Source organism: Aestuariibius insulae (assembly GCF_040783535.2).
GTDB lineage: Bacteria > Pseudomonadota > Alphaproteobacteria > Rhodobacterales > Rhodobacteraceae > Aestuariibius > Aestuariibius insulae.
Genome location: NZ_JBFONW020000001.1, coordinates 181,661 through 203,996 on the forward strand (window position 1 = coordinate 181,661; position 22,336 = coordinate 203,996).

Consider the following 22,336-nt stretch of genomic DNA (forward strand, 5'->3'; position numbering starts at 1 on the left):
AAGGTTGGCGATGGATGCTGTACGCAGCAAATCACAAGAAAATCGCAAACTCTGGCGAAGGCTACGTAAACCGTGTCGATGCTCTATCTGCGGTAAATTTGGTGAAAGCTTCAAATAGCGCACCAGTACGCGAGAGAGCTAGAACCTAACCTCAGGGGCGGGCGAGCGGTAGCTTGCCCGCCTCACTTCAAACGCCGATCCCGCGCCGCGAGCAGTTTCAGCCGCAGCGCGTTCAGCTGGATGAACCCCGCCGCATCCGCTTGATCATAGGCGCCCGCATCGTCTTCGAACGTCACATGCGCCTCGGAATACAGCGAATGCTTCGACCAGCGCCCGATGGTCCGGACAGAGCCCTTATACAGCTCCAGCCGCACGGTCCCTGTCACATGCCCCTGCGAGGCATCGATGGCCGCTTGCAGCATCTCCCGCTCGGGCGAGAACCAGAAGCCGTTATAGATCAGCTCCGCATAGCGCGGCATCAGCTCGTCCTTCAGATGCGCAGCCCCCCGGTCGAGCGTGATCTGCTCGATCCCGCGATGCGCCTCCAGCAGGATCGTCCCGCCCGGCGTCTCGTAGATCCCGCGCGACTTCATCCCCACGAACCGCCCTTCGACCAGATCGAGCCGCCCGACCCCGTGCTTGCCGCCCAGCTCGTTCAGCTTGGTCAGCAACTCCGCCGGTGACAACGCCTCCCCGTTCACCGACACCGCATCTCCGCGCTCGAACCCAACCTCGATAACCTCAGGTTCGTCCGGTGCGTGCCGTGGATCGACCGTCCGCTGATAGACGTAATCAGGCGCGGCCACCGCCGGATCCTCCAGCACTTTCCCCTCCGAAGACGTGTGCAACAGGTTTGCATCCACCGAAAACGGAGCTTCCCCCCGCTTGTCCTTCGCGATCGGGATCTGGTTCTTCTCGGCAAAGTCGATCAGCTTGGTGCGCGAGGACAGATCCCATTCCCGCCACGGCGCGATCACCTTGATATCGGGGTTCAGCGCATAGGCCGCCAGCTCGAACCGCACCTGATCGTTGCCCTTGCCCGTCGCGCCATGCGCCACCGCATCGGCGCCTTCGGCTTCGGCGATCTCGACCAGCCGCTTGGAAATCAGGGGCCGCGCAATCGACGTGCCCAGGAGGTAAAGCCCTTCATAGACCGCATTCGCCCGAAACATCGGAAAGACGAAATCACGCACGAATTCCTCGCGCAGATCCTCGATATAGATGGCGCTCGCACCCATCATCTCGGCCTTCTTGCGCGCTGGCTCCAGCTCCTCGCCTTGTCCCAGATCGGCGGTAAAGGTCACGACCTCGCAGTCATATTCCGTCTGCAGCCATTTGAGGATGATCGACGTGTCGAGCCCGCCCGAATAGGCTAGGACAACTTTCTTGGGTGCGGACATGGATCGGGCCTCCGGACTTGTGCTCTGCGGCTGCTACCGCGTGATCGAAGGGGGGGCAAGTTCTCCTTGTCCGCCTCCCTCGCGCGGTGCAGTGTCACCCAAAATTTCGGAGACGTCCCCATGGCTTGGAAAATTTTCGTCCACGCGCTCAAGATGCTGAACGGCAGCCGCGATATGGTGCTGCGCCTCGCAATACCGCTGATCATCGTTACAATCGCTACCCCTTACGTCGTAGCCTCCGCCACATCGCTCAGCCTCGAGCAGGTGCTGGAGACGCAGAATGACTTCAACAGCACCGTAAGAAGCGGGGCGGCAGAGGGGCTCGGTGTGATCTCTCTTGCGGGGATCGTGCAACTCATCGTCACCCTGTGGCTTGCCGTGGCCTGGCATCGCTACGTGCTTTTGGCAGGCAATAGCCAGACGTCCGAAGGCAAGGCGCCCGCGGGCCGGATCCTTGCCTATTTCGGGTGGAGCATCCTTATCGGCATCGTTTTGGTGGTGTTTGTGGGTCTCGGCGTCCTGCTCGCAGGCGCATTGCCGCCTCCGCTTCCTGCTCTCGTTGTCGCCGCCACCGTCGTCTTTGCCATCGCCGCCTTCTACCGGCTGTCGGTCATCCTGCCCGCTGCCGCAATCGGTCAGGCCGAAGGTCTTGTGGCTACATGGGAAAGGACCTCCGGAACAACCCTTACGATGATCTTCCTCGCGGCGCTCAGCGCCATCTTCCTGTTCGTCGTCGCGTTGCCCTTCGCCTTCCTGGCCGAGCTCTTGCCCATCGCGGTTCAGCCCTTCCTGCTGGCCGTGCCGAACATTCTGATCACCCTGATCGGCATCTCGATCCTCACCACCCTCTACGGCCACTATGTCGAAGGCCGGGAGCTTGCCTGATCTCGTCTCAGCCGCGCGCCGCGCCACCGAGGCGATGCGCGCGGTCTTCCCGCGTACGCCGCTCCAGCTCAATGCCCATCTGTCCGAGAAATACGATGCCGAGATCTGGCTCAAACGCGAAGATCTCTCGCCCGTCCGCTCCTACAAGATCCGCGGCGCCTTTAACGCGATGGGTAAGCAGATCGAAGCGGGGCGCACGCGGTTCGTTTGCGCGTCGGCGGGCAATCACGCGCAGGGCATCGCTTTCATGTGCCGCCATTTCGGCGCCGAAGGCACGATCTTCATGCCGGTCACCACGCCTGCCCAGAAGGTCAACAAGACGCGCATCTTTGGTGGCGACAACATCACCGTTCAGCTGACCGGAGATTACCTCGACGTAACGCTCGCCGCCGCGCAGGCCCATTGCGAGGAGACCGGCGCGCATTTCCTCTCCCCTTTCAACGATGATGACGTGATCGAGGGGCAATCCTCCGTCGCGGTCGAGATCGACGACCAGATCCCTCACCCGCCCGACCTCGTCGTCCTTCCCGTCGGCGGCGGCGGCCTCTCCTCGGGCATGCGCGCCTACTGGAAGGCGACCGGAAGCCTACCCGAGATGGCGCTCATCGAACCGGCAGGCGGCCAAAGCCTGCGCGCCGCGCTCCTGAAGGGCGAGCCGGTCAGGCTCGATACGCTTGACAGCTTCGTGGACGGCGCCGCCGTCGCCAAGATCGGCGACCGCCCCTTCGCGCGCCTTTCAGACATGAAGATCGAGGATCTCTATGCCGTCTCCGAAGACCGCATCTGCACCACCATCCTCGAGCTGCTGAACATCGAAGGCATCGTTCTCGAACCGGCCGGAGCCCTCTCCATCGACGCGCTCAAGGACATCAAGGACCGCGTGAAAGGCAAGCGCGTCGTCTGCGTGACCACGGGGGGCAATTTCGACTTCGAGCGCCTGCCCGAGGTGCGCGAACGCGCCCAGCGCAGCGCGGGCCTCAAGAAATACCTCGTCCTGCGCCTGCCCCAGCGCCCCGGCGCCCTGAAGGAGTTCCTGTCGATCCTCGGCCCCCAGGACGACATCGCGCGGTTCGAGTATCTCAAGAAATCCGCGCGCAACTTCGGCACCGTCCTTATCGGGATCGAGACGACAGCGCAGGAGAATTTCCCCGCGCTTTTCTCGCGCCTCGACAAGGCAGGCTTCGCCTTCACCGATATCACCGATAACGAAATCCTGTCCGAGTTTCTGGTTTAGGGTTTATCTTCACCGGTTCTTAAGACGACGCGCGTAGCGCTAAAGGTCAACACTACCGGACGCAAAGGCACGCCGTTGTACGCCAAAGCTATCGCTCATTCTGGGTCGTCCTCAGGTCAGGGCCGGGCGCGCACGGTCCTGTTCGTGGGCCTCGACCCGGTCACTCTTGCGGCGATCCGGCCGCTATTTGCGGATCGCAAGATGACCCGCGTTCCCACCATCGCCCAGGCGAAATCACATCTGTCGGTTGATCCGCCCGACCTGATCGTCGTGGCGCAGACCGTTGCCGACGGCTCCGCCCTTTCGCTCTGCGAAGACGTGATGGAGATGGATCTCGATTATATCCCCCGGATCCTGCTTCTCGCCGATCCCGACACGATGATGTCGGCGGATACCGCCATCCATGCAGGGGCCGACGACCTGCTTTTCCGACCGCTCGATCTGGCCGCGTTTGAGACGCGGTTGATCGCGCTGGACCGCATCGCGGCCGAGATGCGCGGCCTCACCGCTCGCAAACGAATGGCCGAAACCTCGCTTGGACAACTTCGCGACCGCTACGAGGTTCTCGAACGGGATCTGGTCGAAGCCAAGCATCTGCAACAATCGCTACTGCCGCCCGCCACGCGGGACTACGGCAGCGCCCGCTTTTCGATCATGCTGCAATCGGCGCACAGCCTGGGCGGCGACCTTGTCTCGTATTTCCCCGTCGGCAAGACGAAAGTGGGTTTTTTCGCCTTCGATGTCTCCGGCCACGGCATCCCGTCGGCGCTGATGGCATCGCGCATCGCGGGCCTGATGTCCCACCAAAGCCTGCGCCGAAACATTGCCATCGCCTTCGACACCGATGGCACCGCGCGGCCCCGCAATCCGGCAGAACTGGCCTATCACCTGAACGAGGCGATCCTGAACGACATCCGGACCGATCAGTATTTCACGCTGATCGTGGGCCATTGCGATCTCGAAACAGGGCGCGTGAATTTCGTGCAGGCTGGTCATCCCCATCCCGTGATCCAGCGGGCCGATGGCGCGATCGAACTGGCGGGCGACGGCGGCTACCCCATCGGCCTGATCGCCGACGCGGTCTACGAAGAAAGCGAGGTGACGCTTCATCCCGGCGACCGCCTCCTGCTTCTGTCGGACGGCGTCACGGACTGTATCGATCCCGACGGCAACATGCTCCTCGAAGCTGGACTGATCGAGCTGATGCGCGAGAATCGCGCGCTCAAGGGTCCTGCCTTTCTTGACGCGATGATCTGGACATTGAACGGCTTTGCCAGCGATCAGGACTTCCCCGATGACATCTCGGCCCTGCTCATCGATTTTTCCGGTGGAACTCCGATCTCGCCAGAGCCCTGACAAATCCGCCGCTGAACTGCTCGCCCAGCACCGCGGCCGCCTCGCGCAGCGGCAGAACCACAGGCAGATGCTCCGCCTCCAGCGGCGGCCCGACCGGCCGTACCGGATAGGCCAGATAAATCGTGCAGACCTTCTCGGCCCAGATCCGGTATTCCGGCATCCAGACGAACCGCCGAAACGCCCCCATCCGGCGCGGTCGCGCAATGGTCCAGCCGGTTTCCTCCAGCACCTCGCGGTGCAAGGCGCGCACCGGCTGCTCGCCCGGATCGACCCCGCCGCCCGGCAGTTCCAGCTCCGGGTCCGGCCCGGCCTGCACGGTCAGAAGAACCCCGTCGCCTTTGGGCAAAACCGCATAAACCCCGGGCCGCAGGACGTAGCGTTGACCGGCCACTGGCGCTTCCCCGTAACGTCGCATCCCTTGGTTGCCCGCTTGCCGCCCCTATATTGGGCCGGTATGCCAACCCCCGGCCATTAAGGAAAGCCCATGACCCTCGGCTCTCAGATTGCCTGGGACGACACCGTGTTGCCGTTTCAGCTCGACCGTTCAGACATTCGCGGCCGCATCGCGCGGCTCGACGGCACCCTTGATCAGGTGCTGGCCCAGTACGACTATCCGCCCATGATCGAGGCGCTCGTCGCCGAAATGTGCCTGCTGACCGCGTTGATCGGCCAGACCATCGACCTGCGCTGGAAGCTGTCGCTTCAGGTGCGCGGCGACGGACCCGCCCGCCTGATCGCGACCGATTACTACGGCCCCGATGCCGAAGGCTCGCCCGCTCGCATCCGCGCCTATGCCAGCTTCGACGAGGACCGCCTCGCGGACGTCCCCCCGTTCGAGCTGATCGGCAAGGGCTACTTCGCCATCCTCATCGATCAGGGCCAAGGCATGACCCCTTATCAGGGCATCACCCCCATCGCCGGCGGGTCGCTCTCGTCCTGCGCAGAGACCTATTTCGCGCAATCCGAGCAGTTGCCGACCCGCTTCGCGCTCTCCTATGGGCGCTCGCAGGCGCCGGGGCGGCCCGAGCACTGGCGCGCGGGCGGCGTGATGCTCCAGCATATGCCCAAGGCCTCCCCCTTCGCCAAAACCGACGGCGGCACCGCCGAGGACGGCTTGCTTGCGCCGACCGACATGCTCGACGGAGACGAAGAGGAGAATTGGACCCGCGCCAACCTGCTCCTCGACACCGTCGAAGAGCTCGAACTGATCGGCCCCTCCGTGCAGCCGACCGATCTTCTGGTCCGGCTTTTCCACGAGGAAAGCCCGCGCGTCTACGACCCGCAACTGGTCTGCTTTGGATGCAGCTGCTCGGCCGACCGTGTCCGCGAAAGCCTGTCCATCTATTCCGACAAGGACATCGCGCACATGACGACCGACGACGGCATCGTCACCGCCGACTGCCAGTTCTGCGGCGCCCATTACGAATTCCAGCCCGAAACGCTTGGCTTCGAAGCCGAAGAGCGGCGCCGTGCCGCCGACTGACCCAATCCAGCGCATCGAGGCGGCCCTCGCCCGCCCCGGTGCGCCCTCCTCGGACTATGATCTGAACCGCGACGTGACCCTGCCCGAGACGCGCAAGCTCCGGCAGGCCGCCGTGCTCGTGCCGCTGATCGAGGCGCCCTCCGGCCTCGAGGTCCTGCTGACCAAGCGCAGCGCGCAGCTCAAGATGCATCCCGGCCAGATCGCCTTTCCCGGTGGCAAACACGACCGCACCGATGCCAATCTGACCGCCACCGCCCTGCGCGAGGCACGCGAGGAAACCGGCTTGCCCGAAGGCCTTGTCGACATCGTCGGGACGCTCCCCGCGCACGAAACTGTCACCGGCTTCACCGTCACGCCGATCGTTGGCCACATCGCCGCGCCTTTCGCCCAGAGACCCGAACCCGGCGAGGTCGAAGAGATCTTCCGCGTTCCCCTCGCCCATGTCACCGACCCGGCCAATTTCGCCGTCCAATCGCGCCTCTGGCAGGGGAAACCGCGCCATTTCTACACCGTCCCCTACGGCCCCTACTACATCTGGGGCGCCACCGCCCGGATCCTTCGCGCCCTCGCGGACCGCCTCGTCTGATCGCCCCGGACTGGACAAGTTCGCCCGAACAGGGGAAGCCTAGCGCTGTATTTTCAAGGTGCCCCGATGAAGATCTCCGCCGACTGGCTCACCGACCCCCGCGCGCAACAGATCACCGCGAGCCTTGCCTCGCAGGGCCATCAGGCGCTTTTCGTTGGCGGCTGCGTGCGCAACGCACTCCTGCGCAAACCGGTGGCCGATATCGACATCGCCACCTCCGCCACCCCGCAGCAGGTCATCGCCGCCGCCGAAACGGCAAACCTCAAGGCGATCCCCACCGGTATCGATCACGGCACCATCACCGTCGTGGCAGACGATCTGGCGATCGAGATCACGACCTTCCGCCGCGATGTCGCAACCGATGGCCGCCGCGCGACCGTCGCCTTCGCGACCTCGGTCGAGGAGGATGCCCGCCGCCGCGACTTCACTATGAACGCGCTCTATGCCCAGCCCGACGGCACCCTCCTCGATCCGCTCAAAGGCTTGCCCGACCTGAACAAGCGCATCGTCCGCTTCATCGAGGATCCCGCGACCCGCATCCTCGAGGATGCGCTGCGGATCCTCCGCTTCTTTCGCTTCCACGCCTGGTACGGCAACCCGGATCGCGGGCTCGACCCCGAGGGTTTCGCCGCCTGCGCCGATCTGGCCTATCTCACCGACAATCTCTCCTCCGAACGCGTGACCGGGGAGCTGCTCAAACTCCTCTCCGCCCCCGACCCTGGTCCCGCCGTCGCTGCGATGGCACAGGCAGGGCTTCTAACCCGGCTCATGCCCGGCGCCGATGCCACCGCGCTCCCGGTCCTCGTCTATCACGAACAGGCCACCCAAACCGGCCCCCACGCTCTGCGCCGCCTCGCCTGCCTCGGCGGAGAGACCGCCCATCTGCGCCTGTCCCGCAAGGATCAGGGCCGCCTGACGACCCTGCGCGCGCGCCTCAGCGATCCCGCCGATCCAGGGATGGAGGCCTACCGCCACGGCACCGACATCGCCCGCGACGCAGAGCTTATCCGCTCCGCCTATATCGGCATGCCGCCGGGTCCCGACACATTCGACCGCATCGACCGGGCGGGCGCCCAGGCCTTCCCTGTGCGCGCCGCCGACCTGCCCGATCTTGAGGGGCCGGACCTTGGCCGGATGCTCAAACAGCTCGAAACCGACTGGATCCTCTCTGATTTCACCCTCTCAAAGGCAGAGCTTCTCGCACAGGTCTGACGGGTCGGGACATCCGGCAACCGCTGGTGTAAACCGAACCCGACTCACTGACGTGTCAATTAGGCACAACAGATAGGCCTTCCGATGTTCCGGTTTTTTGAAAACCTGATCGACCCGTTCCAAAGCTATGCCGAAACGGATATTCCGCCGCGCAAGCTTTGGCCGTTCCTGCTCGACTATTCGAAACCGTTCAAAAAGCTGATGATCCTGGCCGCGCTGCTATCGGTCGTCGTTGCCGCGATCGAGGTCGGCCTGATCTTCTACATGGGCCGCGTCGTCGACATCCTGAGCAATGCAAATCGCGACACCTTGCTGACCGATTACGGGACCGAGCTGCTCTTTATCGCCGCCTTCATCGTTCTGATCCGCCCCGCGGTCCAGATGCTCGACGTGCTGATCCTGAACAATTCGATCCTTCCCAATTTCGGCACCCTGATCCGCTGGCGGGCCCACCGCCACGTGCTCCGCCAGTCCGTCGGCTGGTTCGAGAACGATTTCGCGGGCCGGATCTCCAACCGGATCATGCAGACCCCACCCGCCGCCGGAGAGGCGATCTTCCAGATTTTCGACGCGCTCACCTTCGCGCTCGCCTATCTGGTCGGCGCCGCCGTTCTGCTGTCGGATGCCGATCTGCGCCTCGCCATTCCGCTTCTGATCTGGTTCACGCTCTATGCGGCGCTCGTCGTCTGGACCGTCCGCCGCGTCGGCCCCGCATCCAAGGCCAGCTCCGACGCCCGGTCCGAGGTCACGGGCCGCGTTGTCGACGCCTATACGAACATCCATTCGGTCAAGCTTTTCGCCCACCACGACCGGGAGCTGTCCTACGCCAAGGAGGCCATCGAAGGCACCCGCACGACCTTCATGCGCGAGATGCGGATCTACACGATCATGGATATCGCGCTCACGATCCTGAACGGGTTCCTGATCGTCGGCGTCGTCGGCTGGGCCGTCGCGCTCTGGATCGGCGGCACGGCCTCCATCGGCGTCGTAGCGGCGGCGACCGCGCTGACCCTGCGCCTGAACGGCATGTCCGGCTGGATCATGTGGGCCGTCTCGAACTTCTTCCAGAACCTCGGCGTCGTCGCTGAAGGGATGGAAACGATTGCTCAGCCCGTCACGCTCATCGACGCCAAATCGGCTCCCGCTTTAAGCGTGCCCAACGGCGAAATCCGGATCGAGGATCTCAGCCACCACTACGGTCAGGGCTCTGGCGGCCTCGACGGCATCACGCTGAACATCGCGCCAGGCGAAAAGGTCGGCCTCGTCGGCCGCTCCGGCGCGGGCAAATCGACGCTCGTCAAGCTGCTGCTGCGCTTCTACGACGCCGAAGGTGGGCGCATCCTGATCGACGGACAGGATATCAGCCATGTGACGCAGGACAGCCTGCGCCGCGCCATCGGCATGGTCCAGCAGGACAGCTCTCTCCTGCATCGTTCGATCCGCGACAACATCCTTTACGGCAACCCTGGAGCGACGGATGAACAGATGATCGACGCCGCCAAACGGGCCGAGGCGCATGACTTCATCCTCGATCTGGCCGACAACGAAGGCCGTCCTGCCTACGACGCCAAGGTTGGCGAACGCGGGGTCAAGCTTTCGGGCGGTCAGCGCCAGCGGATCGCGCTCGCTCGCGTGATCCTCAAGGACGCGCCGATCCTGATCCTCGACGAGGCGACCTCCGCCCTCGACAGCGAGGTCGAGGCCTCCATCCAGCGCACCCTGCAGACGATGATGGAGGGCAAGACCGTCCTCGCCATCGCGCACCGGCTCTCGACCATCGCGCATATGGACCGGATCCTCGTCCTCGATGACGGCCGGATCGTCGAAGACGGAACGCACGACGCGCTGCTCGAAGAGAGCGGTCTTTATGCCAGTTTCTGGAAGCGGCAGTCCGGTGGATTTCTCGCCCTGAATGAGGCGGCAGAGTAGGCCGAGACCGCTCGGCTCCCGCCGTTGCACGGCAAATCAACCGGGCGGTCCGTTAACTGCGGGTGTCGGTGCAAATCCACCGACCATATACCGACGTAATACCGACGGGATACCGAAAGCCCGATTTTCGGTTTTGCTCAGTATTAACTGCGATTCGGGGACTTGAAATTGGGGTCAGACCCCGGCAGCAACAAGCCGGCCGTATATTCTTACCTTTGACACCGCTGGCCGGGGGAATAAGGTGAACAAATCTCTACTTCCCGCTTCACCCTTTGCCGCGAAAGGTTAATCCGATCGCCCGTCCCGCATGGATAAATCGCGCCGCTAATCTGATCGCGCCCTTCGCCCGGACAGATCAGCCACCGCCGCAGACATTGTGGAAGTTCCTCGTCTGGAGCGTCTCCAGCGCCTGGCCGTTTTTGCTTTTGGCAGTCGTTCTCTCCATGGGAACGGGCACATTCGACGTGCTCGGAGCAATCCTGCTCGGCATCATGATCGACAGCGCCCTCGCTTCGGGCGAAGGTCAGGTCTTCTCGGAAAACGCGCTTCTTTTCATGGCCATAGCGGCGTTCTTCCTGATCCTCAGACCCATCGTCTTCGGCGCTTTCTCCTTCGTGCAATCGGTCGTTATCGGCCCAAGCCTCGGCTCGCTCGTTCTCTCCCGCCTGCACCGCTGGACACTCGGGCAATCCGTGACCTTCTTCGACAACGACTTCGCCGGTCGCATCGCCCAAAAGCAGATGCAGGCCTCCCGTGCCGTCACTGAGGTCACCATCGAAACAGTTAACACCGTCGTCTTCGCCCTCGCCTCCATGACGGCGGCAACCCTTTTGCTGTTAACCATCGACTGGCGCATCGCGATCCTGCTGGCCCTGTGGCTGCTGGCCTATCTGCGCTTCATCACGTGGTTCCTGCCCCGCATCCGCATCCGCGCCGCCGCCCGCGCCGGAGCGCGCGCCGCCGTATCGGGACAAGTCGTTGACACCATTACAAATATGCGAACCGTCAAGCTCTTCGCCAGCGCCCAGCACGAGGACGATGTCGCGATCAAATCCATGGAGACCTACCGCGAACGGATGATCGATTTCGGCTCGATCTCCTCGCTCTTCCGCTTCCTGCTCACCATCATCGCCGCCATCCTCCCCGTGGCTCTGACAGCCGCTGTCCTGGCCCTCTGGCAAGCCGGGGCTGCCACCCCCGGCGACATCGCCGCCGTCGGAACAGTGTCGCTTCGCATCTCGCAAATGACCGGCTGGGTCAGCTTCACGCTGATGGGCATCTATTCGAATATCGGCGAGGTCGAGGACGGCATGCGCACCCTTACGCCGCGCCCCACGATCACCGATGCGCCGGACGCTAAGCCCTTGGAAGTAAACGCCGCTGAGATCTCCTTTGACAAGGCGAGCTTCAGCTACGGGCGTGAAACCGGTGGGATTGAGGCGATCGATCTGACCGTCGCGCCGGGCGAAAAGATCGGGCTGGTCGGCGCCTCGGGGGCCGGGAAGTCGACGCTCGTCTCGCTGCTCCTGCGTCTCTACGACGCCGAAACGGGCCGGATCCTGATCGACGGTCAGGACATCTCGAAGGTTTCTCAGGACAGCCTGCGCCGCGCCATCGGAATGGTCACGCAGGACACCGCGATGTTCAACCGAACCGCCCGCGACAACATCCTTTATGGCCAGCGCAACGCCACCGAGGAGGAACTCATCGCCGCCGCTAAACGCGCGGAAGCCCATGATTTCATTCAGGATCTGAAAGATCACAGAGGTAATACCGGTTACGACGCCTATCTCGGCGAACGGGGCGTTAAGCTCTCGGGCGGCCAGCGCCAGCGGATCGCTTTGGCCCGCGCGATCCTTAAGAACGCCCCGATCCTGATCCTTGACGAGGCGACCTCCGCCCTCGACAGCGAGGTCGAAGCCGTGATCCAAACGGCTCTCGATACGGTGATGGAGGACAAGACCGTGATCGCCATTGCCCACCGCCTCTCGACCATCGCCCGCATGGACCGGATCGTCGTGCTCGAGGACGGCCATATCGTCGAAACAGGCTCGCACAGCGCCCTTCTGGCCAAAGACGGGCTTTATGCGCGCTATTGGCAGCGGCAGTCCGGCGGCTTCCTCACCACCAAGGCGGCCGAGTAGATGCAGCAGATCATCGCGCTGACGCATCACGGTCTGGGCCGTGCGATAGATGGCACGCTTATCCCTCGAACACTTCCGGGCGAAGTGGTTGAGGATGAACGGATAATCACTCCGTCCAGCGACCGTGTTCGCCCGCCTTGCCGTCATTTCAAATCCTGCGGCGGCTGCGTGGTTCAACACGCATCGGACGCGTTTGTGGCGGAGTGGAAAACGGATATCATCCGCGTTGCCCTCGCCGCACAAGGGCTGGAGACCGAGATCCGCCCGATCCTGACCTCCCCGCCCAAAAGCCGCCGCCGCGCCAAGCTGTCCGGTCGTCGCACTAAGGCAGGGGCGCTCGTCGGGTTTCACCGCATCGGCTCCGATCAGATCGTGTCGATCCCGGACTGCCAGCTTATCACGCCCGCGCTCCTCGCTGGGATGGACAGCTACGAAGAGATCACCCGCCTCGCCGCCTCCCGAAAAACCGAGATCGCCCTAACCGTCACCGAAGCTGAAAGCGGCCTCGATATCCTCGTACAGACGGAAAGACCCCTGACGCGAGAGCTGCGGGAAGACCTGTCGCGGCTTGCCGGGCAAAATGGCCTCGCGCGGCTCGTCTGGAATGACGAGCCGGTCTACGACACGGGTCATGCAGCTCAAACCTTTGGAACGGTTCAGGTTATTCCGCCTCCCGGAGCCTTTCTGCAAGCCACACAATCCGGCGAGGACGCGCTGTTCGCTGCAGCGCTTGAGGCGGCGGGACCTGCAGACCACATCGCGGATCTCTTCTGCGGCTGCGGCACGTTCAGCCTGCGCCTCTCTGAACGCTCTGCCGTTCATGCGATTGAGGGGGATGCCGATATGGTCCACGCGCTCGAAAGAGGCGCCCGGCAGGCAACAGGCCTCAAACCCATCACGACCGAGGTGCGGGACCTGTTCAGACGCCCCTTGGACACAGGTGAGCTTCGAAAGTTCGACGCGGTCGTCATCGATCCGCCCCGTCCCGGCGCAGCGGCTCAAATGGCGGAACTTGCCAAGGGCGGCCCGCCCCGGATCGCATCCCTGTCCTGCAACCCCGCAACGTTCGCACGGGATACGAAGGTTTTAACCGGTGCGGGATATACGCTCGACTGGGTTCAACCGATCGACCAGTTTCGCTGGGCCGCTCATGTGGAGCTCGCCGCACAACTCACCCGCTGCTAATCAGCTTTAACCACGTCTTGCCGCATTGCCCTGTTTCCAACACTCTTCTATTTTAACGAAAAAGGAGCACACCGAATGCTCCAACGAACAGGCAACCCAAGAACACGAGCAGGTCTGACATGTTTTACCGATTAGCCGCGTTTCTCTTCGCCGCCGTGCTTTTGGCCGGCTGCTCGTCTTCGAAATTCCAAAGCTACGATGGCCCCGAAGTCACGCGTGTCGTTGTCTTCAAAGACCAGCGCATGATGCATTTGTTCCATCATAACCAAGTGCTTAGCAGCTACGAATTCGAACTGGGCTTCGCGCCGTCCGGCGATAAATCGATCGAAGGCGACGGCCGCACGCCCGAGGGGGCCTACTTTATCGACCGGCGCAATCCAAACAGCAATTTCCACCTGTCTCTCGGGATTTCCTACCCGAACGAGTTCGATATCGCCCGCGCCGAACAACTCGGTATCTCTCCCGGCGGGGATATCTTCATTCACGGCACGCCAAAAAAACTTCGCCGGAACGATGACTGGACCTGGGGCTGTATCGCGGTTTCGAACAAGGAGATCGAGGAGATCTACGCCATGGTTCAGGATGGCACGCCGATCGACATTTTCCCTTAAGGATCAACGAATTGCGGCTTAGGTCCCGGTGACCAAGGTCCACCAGATCTTTCCGCCGTCTTCCTGAAACCAGGCAAACCCCATCTTCCGGGCATCAGGCGCAAGCACGACATCTCGTGTCTCGCGCAGCTCCATCCAGGCGGCAAGCGTCTCCAGCTCGGTCTCGTAGGTCTCCGAGATATTCTCGCCCAAAAGCTGACCCTGATATCCAACGCGGCGCGCCCGATCAATGGGCGAAGACCCGTCCGATCCGAAATGCCAAGGCCGGTTCTGCACCGCCATGTCGCGCGAATGGGTCGCCGCTGCCGCGTTCAGGTTCGCGTCCAACTCAAGCGGCGCGCGACCCGAGGCCGACCTAAGCGCATTCACGCCATCGAGCATCCGGAACTGGATCTCCGCGGTATCCCGCCGGTCGATCTGGTAGATCCGCGACGTCTCTCCGCCGCCGGACACACCGGCAGGCGTCGTGGTACAAGCTGAGAGAAGAATCGCTAATGTCGCAATTATAAAGGGAAAACGAAGCATCTGCGTCCTGTCTGTCAAAAAAGCTGCAACCGACATAGCGATTTCGCAGTTGCACATCAAACGCAGTCTTTTTGGCCCCAATGTCTTAACGGGACTTTGATTTGTGCCTGCGCTATCTGGTCCCTAAATTACGAAGTCGACGATTCGTCCCGCCCAGGAGGCAAAAATGGACCGCAAAACGCCACAATCGCTCAGCCGCCGTGGCTTTCTTGCCACCGCAACCGCCGCTGCCAGTCTTGGAACCGGCACGATCGCGCAGACCGCAAACACGACAGAGTTCGAGGGCGATCTCTCGAACAGCCAGCGGCGTAACATCTCCAGCTTCCGGACGCTGGACTGGCGGCCGTATTTCTCCTCTTTGCGGGGCGGCGCGCTGCTGGTCGATATCCAGTCACGTGCGCTGCACTACTGGTCGGAGGATCAGTCGATCTACAAGCTTTACCCGACCTCGGTCCCACTGACCGAGGATCTGACCCGACGCGGCCGCACTTCCGTTATTCGTAAGGTCGAAGGCCCCTCCTGGGCACCGACACCAGCGATGAAGCGGCGGAACCCCGAATGGCCCGATTTCATTGGCCCAGGTCCCGACAATCCGCTTGGCACTCATGCCCTCTACCTAAGCTGGAAGTACTACCGAATCCACGGAACGCATGACACGCGCAAGATCGGCCGTCGGTCATCGAACGGCTGCATCGGTCTTTATAACGAGCATATCGCCGAACTTTACGCATTGACCCGGAACGGTGCTCAGGTCCTATTGATCTAAGCCAGATCCACCGCTCTTGGGGGCATGATGAAGAAACTCGTTCTCGCGACCTTCCTGATCGGAGCGGCAATGCCCGCAATGTCTCAGGAGGTCACTCAGGCCGCCCCGCCGATCGTGGTCGAAGACACGCCGCCGCCGGTCGGCCCATCGGCGGCCACCTTCGTTCTTCCGGTTCTTCTGCTATTACTCGTCGCAAGCGGATCAAGCTGACGCGCAAAAGCTGGCTTAGTCGAGCCAGCCTTTCAGGTTTTCCTCGATGATCTCGGACAAAGCATCCAGATGCTCCGCATCGGCGTTGAGGCAGGGGATGTAGGTGAAGTGCTCGCCGCCCGCCTCTTCAAAGCTCTCCTTGATCTCCTCGTTGATCTCTTCGAGCGTTTCGATGCAGTCGGCAGAAAAGGCGGGCGCACAAACGGCGATGTTCTTTTTGCCGTCTTCAGCAAGCCGCGCAACCTCTTCGACCGTATAGGGCTTCAGCCACTCTTCAGGTCCGAACCGTGACTGAAACGTCGTCTTGATCTCGGTATCCTGCCAGCCCAGCCGCTCTTTCAGCAGCCGCGTCGTCTTTTGACATTGGCAATGGTAGGGATCACCCTCGAGCAGATATCGCTTTGGCACGCCATGATACGAGCAGACGAGTATATCGGGGCGTTTCTCCAGCTTCGCATAGGCCCGCTCGATCGATTGGGCGAGCGCTTCGATATAGGAGGGCCGGTCAAAGTAAGGCTCCACGATACGAGCCGCGGGCTGCCACTTTTCCTCCATCAAGACGCGAAAGAACTGGTCGTTCGCCGTAGCCGAGGTCGCACCCGCGTAATGGGGATATAGCGGGAAAAACAGGATCTTACGGCATCCGGCCTCTACCATCTCGCGGATCTTGGATTTGGTCGATGGATTGCCATAGCGCATGCAGAAATCCACCATGACCTGATCGCCATAGCGGTTATGCATCCTGTCCCGGATCCCGGTCGTCTGCTCCTTGGTGATCGTCATCAGCGGACTCTCATCCGCCTCCTCGTTCCAGATCGACTTATAGGCCGCCCCCGAGCTGAAAGGACGCTTGCTCAGGATGATCAGCTGCAGCAGCGGCTGCCAGAGCCATGGGGAATAGTCGATGACCCGCCGGTCCGACAGGAACTCTCCCAGATAGCGGCGCATGGACCAATAATCGGTCCCATCGGGGGTTCCGAGATTTGCTACGAGGATCCCGACGCGGGCCGGTTTGATCTTAGGATGATCTTCCTCCGCATGGACGGGTACGCGTGCGGGCTGCAGGCTGGCATCAAACATCTATCGTCCTCGGTCTGTCTCATCGCCCCGCTTCTAAAGGGCGATCTGTCTTATTTAAGTCCATCCGGCGCGATGGCGACCTCTGTCGTGTTCAGCGCTTCCGCCAGTCGATGACTGGCCGAACCGGGCCGCAATGCAACTGGCTGATCCGGCGCCGGGGCCCATCCCGTCAACGTAATCATCTCGAATGTGGCCGTCAGGGTCTCTGCGCCATCACTGAAACGATCCCTATAGATACGCTCGGCCAGCGAAAACAGATCTTTCGGTGCGATGGTTTTTTGTCGCGCGGTTTGCGCGTTGCCTTCGCCCATCGCCTTGAGATCCCGCAGCAGGTGGCGCAGATCCCGATACTGCACATCAAACCGATCTCGATCCGCCACAGGAAGGGTGAAGCCCGCGCGCTGCAACAGCCCGCCAAATTCCCGGATATCCGCCATCGGAGAGACGCGCGGGGACAGCCCGCCTGTCAGCGCAATCTCGGCTTCTGCGAGGCTTGCCCGCAGTTCATGCAGCGTCTGTCCGCCGAAGGTTGTGGCAATCATCAATCCGTCGGGTTTCAAGGCAAGACGCGCCTGCACAAGCTGGCCAACCGGATCATTCGCAGCGTGAAGCGATAGGGAATGTACGACCAGATCGTGCTGCCTTTCTCCCAGCGATAGCAGGTCAGACGGCGGAACGCAGAGAACGTTCTCAAGGCGGCCCCTCCAAAGCTGGGGAAAAGGCGTAACAATCGCAGGCGCGGTAAACGTCCTGTTAACCTCGGCCAGTCTTTCCTGAATACCATCCGCCGCCCGTTCCTGCAGGAACATCTCGGTTGCGGACTGCCGGTTCCGCTCAAGCCTGGTTTGGTCAAACAGGGGGGGCTGCGTGGACATGTGGCTGATGTAGAAGGATCGCACGCCAATGCAAAGCGTCGTACGCATGGTCTATCCGCCGCAATGTCTCTCCTGTGATGCCTTCACGGAAGAGGATTTCGCCCTGTGCTCCGACTGCTGGGCAGAGACGACATTCATCGCAGGTGCGATCTGCAATCTGTGCGGTGTCCCTCTAATGGGCGAGGGAACGCCGGATCTGTGCTGCGATGCGTGCATGACGCTGGAGCGGCCCTGGAAAGCGGGCAGGGCGGCGTTGCTCTATTCAGGGATCGGCCGAAAGCTTGTCCTGTCTCTCAAACACGGCGACCGGCTAGATCTCGCAGCGCCCGCCGCACGCTGGATGCTGTCGTCAGGCCGTGATTTGCTGAACTCGAACATGGTTGTCGTGCCCGTGCCCAGCCATTGGAGCAGGCGGATCTCGCGCCGCTACAATCAAGCGGCGGTTCTTGCGCAAGAGGTCGCCCGCCAAAGCGGCCTGACCTACCATCCTCGCGCTCTCATCAGACCCAAACGCACAAGAATGCTCGATGGACACAGCCGGGACGCGCGTTTTGCCGCACTCGATGGCGCGATCGAGGCGCATCTCGCCTATGGCGCCGTTGTAGCAGGACAGTCCGTCCTGCTTGTGGACGATGTGATGACCTCCGGCGCGACGCTTGCCGTCGCCACAAAAGCTTTGCAGGACGCCGGGGCCGAAGATGTCTGCATTCTGACACTGGCCCGCGTCGCTTCGCCCCCCTAGATAAGAGGAAGACCGCAAGCTTCGAAAGGACGTCTCAATGAACCCTGTGGAGATCTACACCTCCCCGCTGTGCGGATTCTGTCACGCGGCCAAACGCCTCCTGACGCAGAAGGGGGTCAGTTTTTCAGAGATCGACGTCCTGGCGGACCCCGCGCAAAAGCCCAAGATGATCGAGCGTGCGGGTGGCAAACGCACTGTGCCGCAGATCTTTATTGGTGAGACGCATGTGGGCGGATATGACGATCTTTACGCGCTCGAACGGGCCGGCAAACTCGATGGTCTTCTAGCGGCGTGAGAATTGGCCTTCTTCAGCTGACCTCCTCGGACAATCCGGGGGAGAATCTAGCAAGAACGATCGCGCTCATCCGCCACGGCGCCTCAAAGGGCGCGCGCTTCATTGCGACACCGGAGGTCACGAATTGCGTGTCGACCAGCCGGACACATCAAACAGCCGTGCTGCAGACCGAAGGTGAAGATCGCCATCTTGAAGAGCTGTGCGGCCTCGCTCGCTCTCTGGGGATCTGGCTATCGATCGGCTCGCTTGCGCTGAAATCCGGGGATCGCTTCGTGAACCGATCCTTCATGATCGATCCTCGTGGAGAAGTGATCGCACGCTACGACAAGATCCATATGTTCGACGTCGAAATCTCGCCTGACGAAACCTACCGCGAGTCCGACGCCTACACCGCCGGAGATCGTGCTGTCATGGTACCTGTCGAGGAGGCCAAGATCGGCCTGTCGATTTGCTATGACTTGAGGTTTCCTCAGCTCTACAGGGCCTTGGCCCAGGCCGGAGCGACGGTTCTGCTGGTGCCCGCCGCCTTCTCGGCGGTTACGGGAGAGGCGCATTGGCATACGCTGCTGCGCGCCCGCGCGATCGAGACGGGGTGTTTCATCGTTGCCGCCGCTCAGGTCGGAACACATCCGGCGACCCGCGGGAAATCTCGTCAGACCTATGGACACAGCCTCGTCGTCAATCCGTGGGGCGAGATCATCAGCGATGCCGGAACCGAACCGAGGCTGACGATTGTCGATCTCGATCTCTCCGAAGTTGATAAGGCCCGCCAAAGGATCCCGTCTCTCAGTCATGACCGCGATTTCGAGGGACCCTGATGGCAGAGAGCGACGTCAATCTGGCCATCTCTCTTTTCAGCGAGATCCTGACAATAGATCAACTGGCGCGCGACCGTCTGTCGAAGGCGCTGCCAAAGGGGATGGAGCTCTCGCATTTTACGCTGCTCAACCACCTCGCTCATCGCGGCGAGGAACGAACGCCAGCGCAGCTGGCTCGCGCATTTCACCTGACACGCGGCGCCATGACCAACACACTCAACCGGATGGAACGGCAGGGCTATATCCATGTGCGGCCTGACTGGGACGATGCCCGCAGAAAGCTGGTGACGATCAGCCCGTCGGGCCGGGCCGCCCGGGATGCCGCCGTTTCCGCGATCTCTCCGCTCTTCGACACCACAATCAAGGCCCTTGGGAGCGACCGGGTCCGCGTGACCCTTCCTGTCCTGCGAGAGCTGCGCCTTAGGTTGGGCGAGGATCCGGCTTAAGACTTGCTGTGACGTAATTCACGCTTAGATCCCGGTCCGACAGCCGCCATGACCAGGTCAGCGGATTAAAGACGAACCCCTTGCGATCCACAGGATCGAGCCCGGCCTTCTCCAAAAGATCATAAAGCTCATCGGGCGTAATGAACTTGGACCATTCATGCGTCCCCTTCGGCAGCCAGCGCATGACCTGCTCAGCCCCGATGATCGCAACGACATAGCTCTTCGGATTGCGGTTGAGCGTGGAGCAGACATGTAGCCCTCCGGGCCTAAGCAGCGCGGAACAAGCAGTAAGATAGGAGAGCGGGTCGCTCACGTGTTCCACGACTTCCATGTTCAGAACGACGTCGAACAGCTCTCCCGCTTCGGCAAGATCCTCCGCCGTCGTGTGCCTGTAGTCGATCTCGAGCCCGGATTGTTCCGCATGGATCTGCGCCACAGGAATATTCCCCGCCGCCGCATCGGCGCCAACAACCTCCGCACCAAGCCGTGCCATCGGCTCGCACAACAGACCGCCACCGCATCCGATATCGAGGATCCGCAATCCTTTGAACGGCATGTCCTGCCCAAGCGGCCTGTCGAACTCCGTCGAGATTTGGCGCGTGATGTAGTCCAGCCGGCAGGGATTGAGCATATGCAGCGGCTTGAACTTGCCATCCGGATCCCACCACTCCGCCGCCATGGCTTCGAACTTGGCAACTTCCGATTGATCGACTGTTGTGTCGAATGACATCTGTTTCTCCGTGGCGGGGATCATTCCTCTTCTATATAGATCTCCTATGGACAGAAGCGCAGGGCAAAAAGGCGCGGGTCAGTATCTATACCCGCCCATTGATCCGTTCGATCAGCGGATGCTGGACGTCGGCGACGGCCACCGCGTTTACGTCGAGCAATGCGGAAATCGCGACGGTATCCCTGTCATCGTGCTCCATGGCGGGCCCGGAGGCGGCTGTAGCCCTGCAATGCGCCGCTATTTCGATCCGAATCTCTACCGGATCATCCTGTTCGATCAGCGCGGGTGCGGTCGCTCGCGTCCCCATGCCAGTGTCGACAACAACACGACCTGGCACCTCGTGCGTGACATCGAATTGATTCGCGAAACGTTCGGGATCGACGATTGGATGGTTTTCGGCGGTAGCTGGGGTGCGACACTTGCGCTCATCTACGCGCAGACTCATCCCGACCACGTTCAGGCGATCATCCTGCGCGGCGTCTTCCTGATGACGAAGGCAGAGCTTGATTGGTTCTATTCCGGCGGTGCCGGACGCTTCTGGCCCGAGCTGTGGACGCGGTTCACCTCGCTCATTCCGCCTGATGAACGGGGCGACCTGATCGGGGCCTATGCACATCGCCTGTTCTCGGGCGATCTGATGCTCGAGACGCGCTATGCCCGAGCCTGGGCTGCGTGGGAGAACGCTTTGGCGTCCATCGACAGCGGAGGAGGCTCCGCCGAAAGCCCTGCTGACTACGCTCGCGCCTTCGCCCGGCTCGAGAATCACTATTTCCGCAACGGCGGTTTTCTCGACTGCGACGGCCACATCCTCAAGAACATGAGTCGAATCGAACACATTCCTGGCGTGATCGTTCAAGGCCGTTACGACATGATCTGCCCGCCGGAATCGGCCTATAAGCTGGCGCAGGCCTGGCCTGCCGCCCGCCTCAGAATGGTGACCCGCGCCGGTCACGCCCTGTCAGAGCCTGGGATCAGTGCCGAGCTTGTCTCCGCCATGGACAAATTCGCGCGGCGCACACCCGGATCCTCGATCCAGGCCGGCACCGGTCGCTGAACCAAGAAAGGTTTCGAGTGTTGGGCCTGTAGCGAGACAGGTCCCAAGGAGCATTCGATGACCGATCCAGCCAACGCATCTCCTCGGATCGAGGAAAAAGAAGACGGCCCCATTCTGGTCCACAACGCCACCGGCATGATCGGAACCGATGGAAAGCCGGTCGAGATCAAAGAGACGATGAGCCTCTGTCGGTGCGGCCGGTCCTCGACCAAACCCTTCTGCGACGGAACCCACCGCAAGACCGGCTTCAAGAGCCGGACCGAGAATGAACCTTCCGGAAAGGACAAGCTGCGCAGCTATGAAGGATCGGATCAGACGGTTCTCTACAATGCGCGCTTATGTTCGCATGCAGCACAGTGCGTAAAGCTTGCGCCCGAGGCATTCACAACTGGCGAGGCTCCGTGGATCAAGCCGGACAAGGCAGAGGATACCAAACTGCCCGCCGTGATCCGGGCTTGCCCCTCCGGCGCGCTCCAGATGGAGGATCAGGGCCATCTGATCCCGGACCGCGTGACCGTCCATGTCGAAAAGGACGGCCCTTACTGGATCACGGGCGCCTGGATCGATGCGCCGCTTGATGCAAAGGGCGCGACGAAGGACAAATATGTTCTGTGCCGTTGCGGCCTTTCTGGAATGAAGCCGTTTTGCGACGGAACACACCATAACGAGAAGTGGTCGGACGACGATTGACTGCCTGCTGGCGCGATCGGGTCCAAGGTCGCTTTCCTTGGGCTTGCATCGCCGCCGAGAGGGGCCTATATCGCTTTCAA

General features: G+C 61.9%; 25 protein-coding genes. 19 read left to right on the forward strand and 6 right to left on the reverse strand.

What is annotated here, in order from left to right; genetic code table 11:
- Positions 1–14 precede the first annotated feature (14 nt).
- Positions 15–149, forward strand: coding sequence for a DUF1508 domain-containing protein (locus AAD018_RS00915; RefSeq protein WP_412005195.1), 135 nt, complete (start codon positions 15–17; stop codon positions 147–149).
- 33 nt (positions 150–182) lie between these two features.
- Here the strand turns inward: AAD018_RS00915 and AAD018_RS00920 are convergent, their stop codons facing one another.
- A complete protein-coding gene (locus AAD018_RS00920; RefSeq protein ID WP_367314016.1) occupies positions 183–1,400 on the reverse strand; it encodes an argininosuccinate synthase in 1,218 nt (405 codons plus the stop codon).
- A gap of 120 nt (positions 1,401–1,520) precedes the next feature.
- Here AAD018_RS00920 and AAD018_RS00925 point away from each other — a divergent pair, with 120 nt between their 5' ends.
- From AAD018_RS00925 to AAD018_RS00935, 3 genes are all read left to right on the forward strand, one after another.
- Positions 1,521–2,285 carry a hypothetical protein gene (locus AAD018_RS00925; protein WP_367314015.1) on the forward strand — a complete coding sequence of 255 codons (765 nt, stop codon included), beginning with the start codon at positions 1,521–1,523 and terminating at the stop codon, positions 2,283–2,285.
- Complete coding sequence (gene ilvA / locus AAD018_RS00930) at positions 2,278–3,519, forward strand: threonine ammonia-lyase IlvA (RefSeq protein ID WP_367314014.1); 1,242 nt, start codon at positions 2,278–2,280, stop codon at positions 3,517–3,519. The genes AAD018_RS00925 and ilvA overlap by 8 nt, the downstream gene beginning before the upstream one ends.
- Positions 3,520–3,720: 201 nt before the next feature.
- Complete coding sequence (locus AAD018_RS00935; RefSeq protein WP_367314013.1) at positions 3,721–4,875, forward strand: PP2C family protein-serine/threonine phosphatase; 1,155 nt, start codon at positions 3,721–3,723, stop codon at positions 4,873–4,875.
- On the opposite strand, the gene AAD018_RS00940 is transcribed toward AAD018_RS00935, so the two are convergent.
- Positions 4,832–5,290, reverse strand: coding sequence for an NUDIX domain-containing protein (locus AAD018_RS00940; RefSeq protein ID WP_367314012.1), 459 nt, complete (start codon positions 5,288–5,290; stop codon positions 4,832–4,834). The genes AAD018_RS00935 and AAD018_RS00940 overlap by 44 nt on opposite strands.
- 69 nt (positions 5,291–5,359) lie before the next feature.
- Between AAD018_RS00940 and hslO the strand changes: the two genes are divergently transcribed.
- The 7 genes from hslO (at position 5,360) to AAD018_RS00975 (ending at position 14,025) form a co-directional block, all read left to right on the forward strand.
- Positions 5,360–6,358 carry an Hsp33 family molecular chaperone HslO gene (gene hslO, locus AAD018_RS00945; protein ID WP_367314011.1) on the forward strand — a complete coding sequence of 333 codons (999 nt, stop codon included), beginning with the start codon at positions 5,360–5,362 and terminating at the stop codon, positions 6,356–6,358.
- The gene (locus AAD018_RS00950; protein ID WP_367314010.1) at positions 6,345–6,944 is read left to right on the forward strand and encodes a CoA pyrophosphatase; all 600 of its coding nucleotides are present in this window, start codon (positions 6,345–6,347) and stop codon (positions 6,942–6,944) included. The genes hslO and AAD018_RS00950 overlap by 14 nt, the downstream gene beginning before the upstream one ends.
- 66 nt (positions 6,945–7,010) lie before the next feature.
- Positions 7,011–8,156, forward strand: coding sequence for a CCA tRNA nucleotidyltransferase (locus tag AAD018_RS00955; protein ID WP_367314009.1), 1,146 nt, complete (start codon positions 7,011–7,013; stop codon positions 8,154–8,156).
- A gap of 84 nt (positions 8,157–8,240) precedes the next feature.
- Positions 8,241–10,085 carry an ABC transporter ATP-binding protein gene (locus AAD018_RS00960; RefSeq protein ID WP_367314008.1) on the forward strand — a complete coding sequence of 615 codons (1,845 nt, stop codon included), beginning with the start codon at positions 8,241–8,243 and terminating at the stop codon, positions 10,083–10,085.
- 311 nt (positions 10,086–10,396) lie between these two features.
- Positions 10,397–12,229 carry an ABC transporter ATP-binding protein gene (locus AAD018_RS00965; RefSeq protein WP_412005196.1) on the forward strand — a complete coding sequence of 611 codons (1,833 nt, stop codon included), beginning with the start codon at positions 10,397–10,399 and terminating at the stop codon, positions 12,227–12,229.
- The gene (locus AAD018_RS00970) at positions 12,230–13,414 is read left to right on the forward strand and encodes a class I SAM-dependent RNA methyltransferase (protein ID WP_367314006.1); all 1,185 of its coding nucleotides are present in this window, start codon (positions 12,230–12,232) and stop codon (positions 13,412–13,414) included.
- 119 nt (positions 13,415–13,533) lie between these two features.
- On the forward strand, positions 13,534–14,025 hold the full coding sequence (locus tag AAD018_RS00975) for a L,D-transpeptidase family protein (protein ID WP_367314005.1): 492 nt from the start codon (positions 13,534–13,536) through the stop codon (positions 14,023–14,025).
- 18 nt (positions 14,026–14,043) lie between these two features.
- Here the strand turns inward: AAD018_RS00975 and dalA are convergent, their stop codons facing one another.
- The gene (dalA, locus tag AAD018_RS00980; protein WP_367314004.1) at positions 14,044–14,550 is read right to left on the reverse strand and encodes a divisome-associated lipoprotein DalA; all 507 of its coding nucleotides are present in this window, start codon (positions 14,548–14,550) and stop codon (positions 14,044–14,046) included.
- Positions 14,551–14,716: 166 nt separating this feature from the next.
- Between dalA and AAD018_RS00985 the strand changes: the two genes are divergently transcribed.
- Together AAD018_RS00985 and AAD018_RS00990 are read left to right on the forward strand one after the other, a co-directional pair.
- Positions 14,717–15,316 (forward strand): L,D-transpeptidase, encoded by a 600-nt coding sequence (locus tag AAD018_RS00985; RefSeq protein WP_367314003.1) that lies wholly within the window; start codon positions 14,717–14,719, stop codon positions 15,314–15,316.
- A gap of 27 nt (positions 15,317–15,343) precedes the next feature.
- The gene (locus tag AAD018_RS00990) at positions 15,344–15,526 is read left to right on the forward strand and encodes a hypothetical protein (protein WP_367314002.1); all 183 of its coding nucleotides are present in this window, start codon (positions 15,344–15,346) and stop codon (positions 15,524–15,526) included.
- Between the two features lie 15 nt (positions 15,527–15,541).
- On the opposite strand, the gene hemH is transcribed toward AAD018_RS00990, so the two are convergent.
- Entirely contained in the window at positions 15,542–16,606 is a 1,065-nt protein-coding gene (hemH, locus tag AAD018_RS00995) for a ferrochelatase (RefSeq protein WP_367314001.1), read from the reverse strand.
- 50 nt (positions 16,607–16,656) lie between these two features.
- Positions 16,657–17,529, reverse strand: a complete 873-nt coding sequence (locus AAD018_RS01000) for a methyltransferase domain-containing protein (RefSeq protein ID WP_367314000.1) — start codon at positions 17,527–17,529, stop codon at positions 16,657–16,659.
- Between AAD018_RS01000 and AAD018_RS01005 the strand changes: the two genes are divergently transcribed.
- Genes AAD018_RS01005 through AAD018_RS01020 form a run of 4 tightly spaced genes read left to right on the forward strand, consistent with a single transcriptional unit; the run spans position 17,510 to position 19,782 of the window.
- Positions 17,510–18,223 (forward strand): ComF family protein, encoded by a 714-nt coding sequence (locus AAD018_RS01005; RefSeq protein ID WP_367313999.1) that lies wholly within the window; start codon positions 17,510–17,512, stop codon positions 18,221–18,223. The genes AAD018_RS01000 and AAD018_RS01005 overlap by 20 nt on opposite strands.
- Before the next feature lie 37 nt (positions 18,224–18,260).
- Positions 18,261–18,518: a glutaredoxin 3 gene (gene grxC / locus AAD018_RS01010; protein WP_367313998.1), complete on the forward strand. Its 258-nt coding sequence runs from the start codon at positions 18,261–18,263 to the stop codon at positions 18,516–18,518.
- Complete coding sequence (locus AAD018_RS01015; RefSeq protein ID WP_367313997.1) at positions 18,515–19,336, forward strand: carbon-nitrogen hydrolase family protein; 822 nt, start codon at positions 18,515–18,517, stop codon at positions 19,334–19,336. The genes grxC and AAD018_RS01015 overlap by 4 nt, the downstream gene beginning before the upstream one ends.
- Entirely contained in the window at positions 19,336–19,782 is a 447-nt protein-coding gene (locus AAD018_RS01020; protein WP_367313996.1) for a MarR family winged helix-turn-helix transcriptional regulator, read from the forward strand. The genes AAD018_RS01015 and AAD018_RS01020 overlap by 1 nt, the downstream gene beginning before the upstream one ends.
- Here the strand turns inward: AAD018_RS01020 and ubiG are convergent.
- Positions 19,757–20,512, reverse strand: coding sequence for a bifunctional 2-polyprenyl-6-hydroxyphenol methylase/3-demethylubiquinol 3-O-methyltransferase UbiG (ubiG, locus tag AAD018_RS01025; RefSeq protein WP_367313995.1), 756 nt, complete (start codon positions 20,510–20,512; stop codon positions 19,757–19,759). The two genes, AAD018_RS01020 and ubiG, sit on opposite strands and share 26 nt — an antisense overlap.
- Before the next feature lie 46 nt (positions 20,513–20,558).
- Here ubiG and pip point away from each other — a divergent pair, with 46 nt between their 5' ends.
- On the forward strand, positions 20,559–21,566 hold the full coding sequence (gene pip, locus AAD018_RS01030) for a prolyl aminopeptidase (protein ID WP_367313994.1): 1,008 nt from the start codon (positions 20,559–20,561) through the stop codon (positions 21,564–21,566).
- 57 nt (positions 21,567–21,623) lie between these two features.
- The gene (locus AAD018_RS01035) at positions 21,624–22,256 is read left to right on the forward strand and encodes a CDGSH iron-sulfur domain-containing protein (protein WP_367313993.1); all 633 of its coding nucleotides are present in this window, start codon (positions 21,624–21,626) and stop codon (positions 22,254–22,256) included.
- Positions 22,257–22,336: the final 80 nt, after the last annotated feature.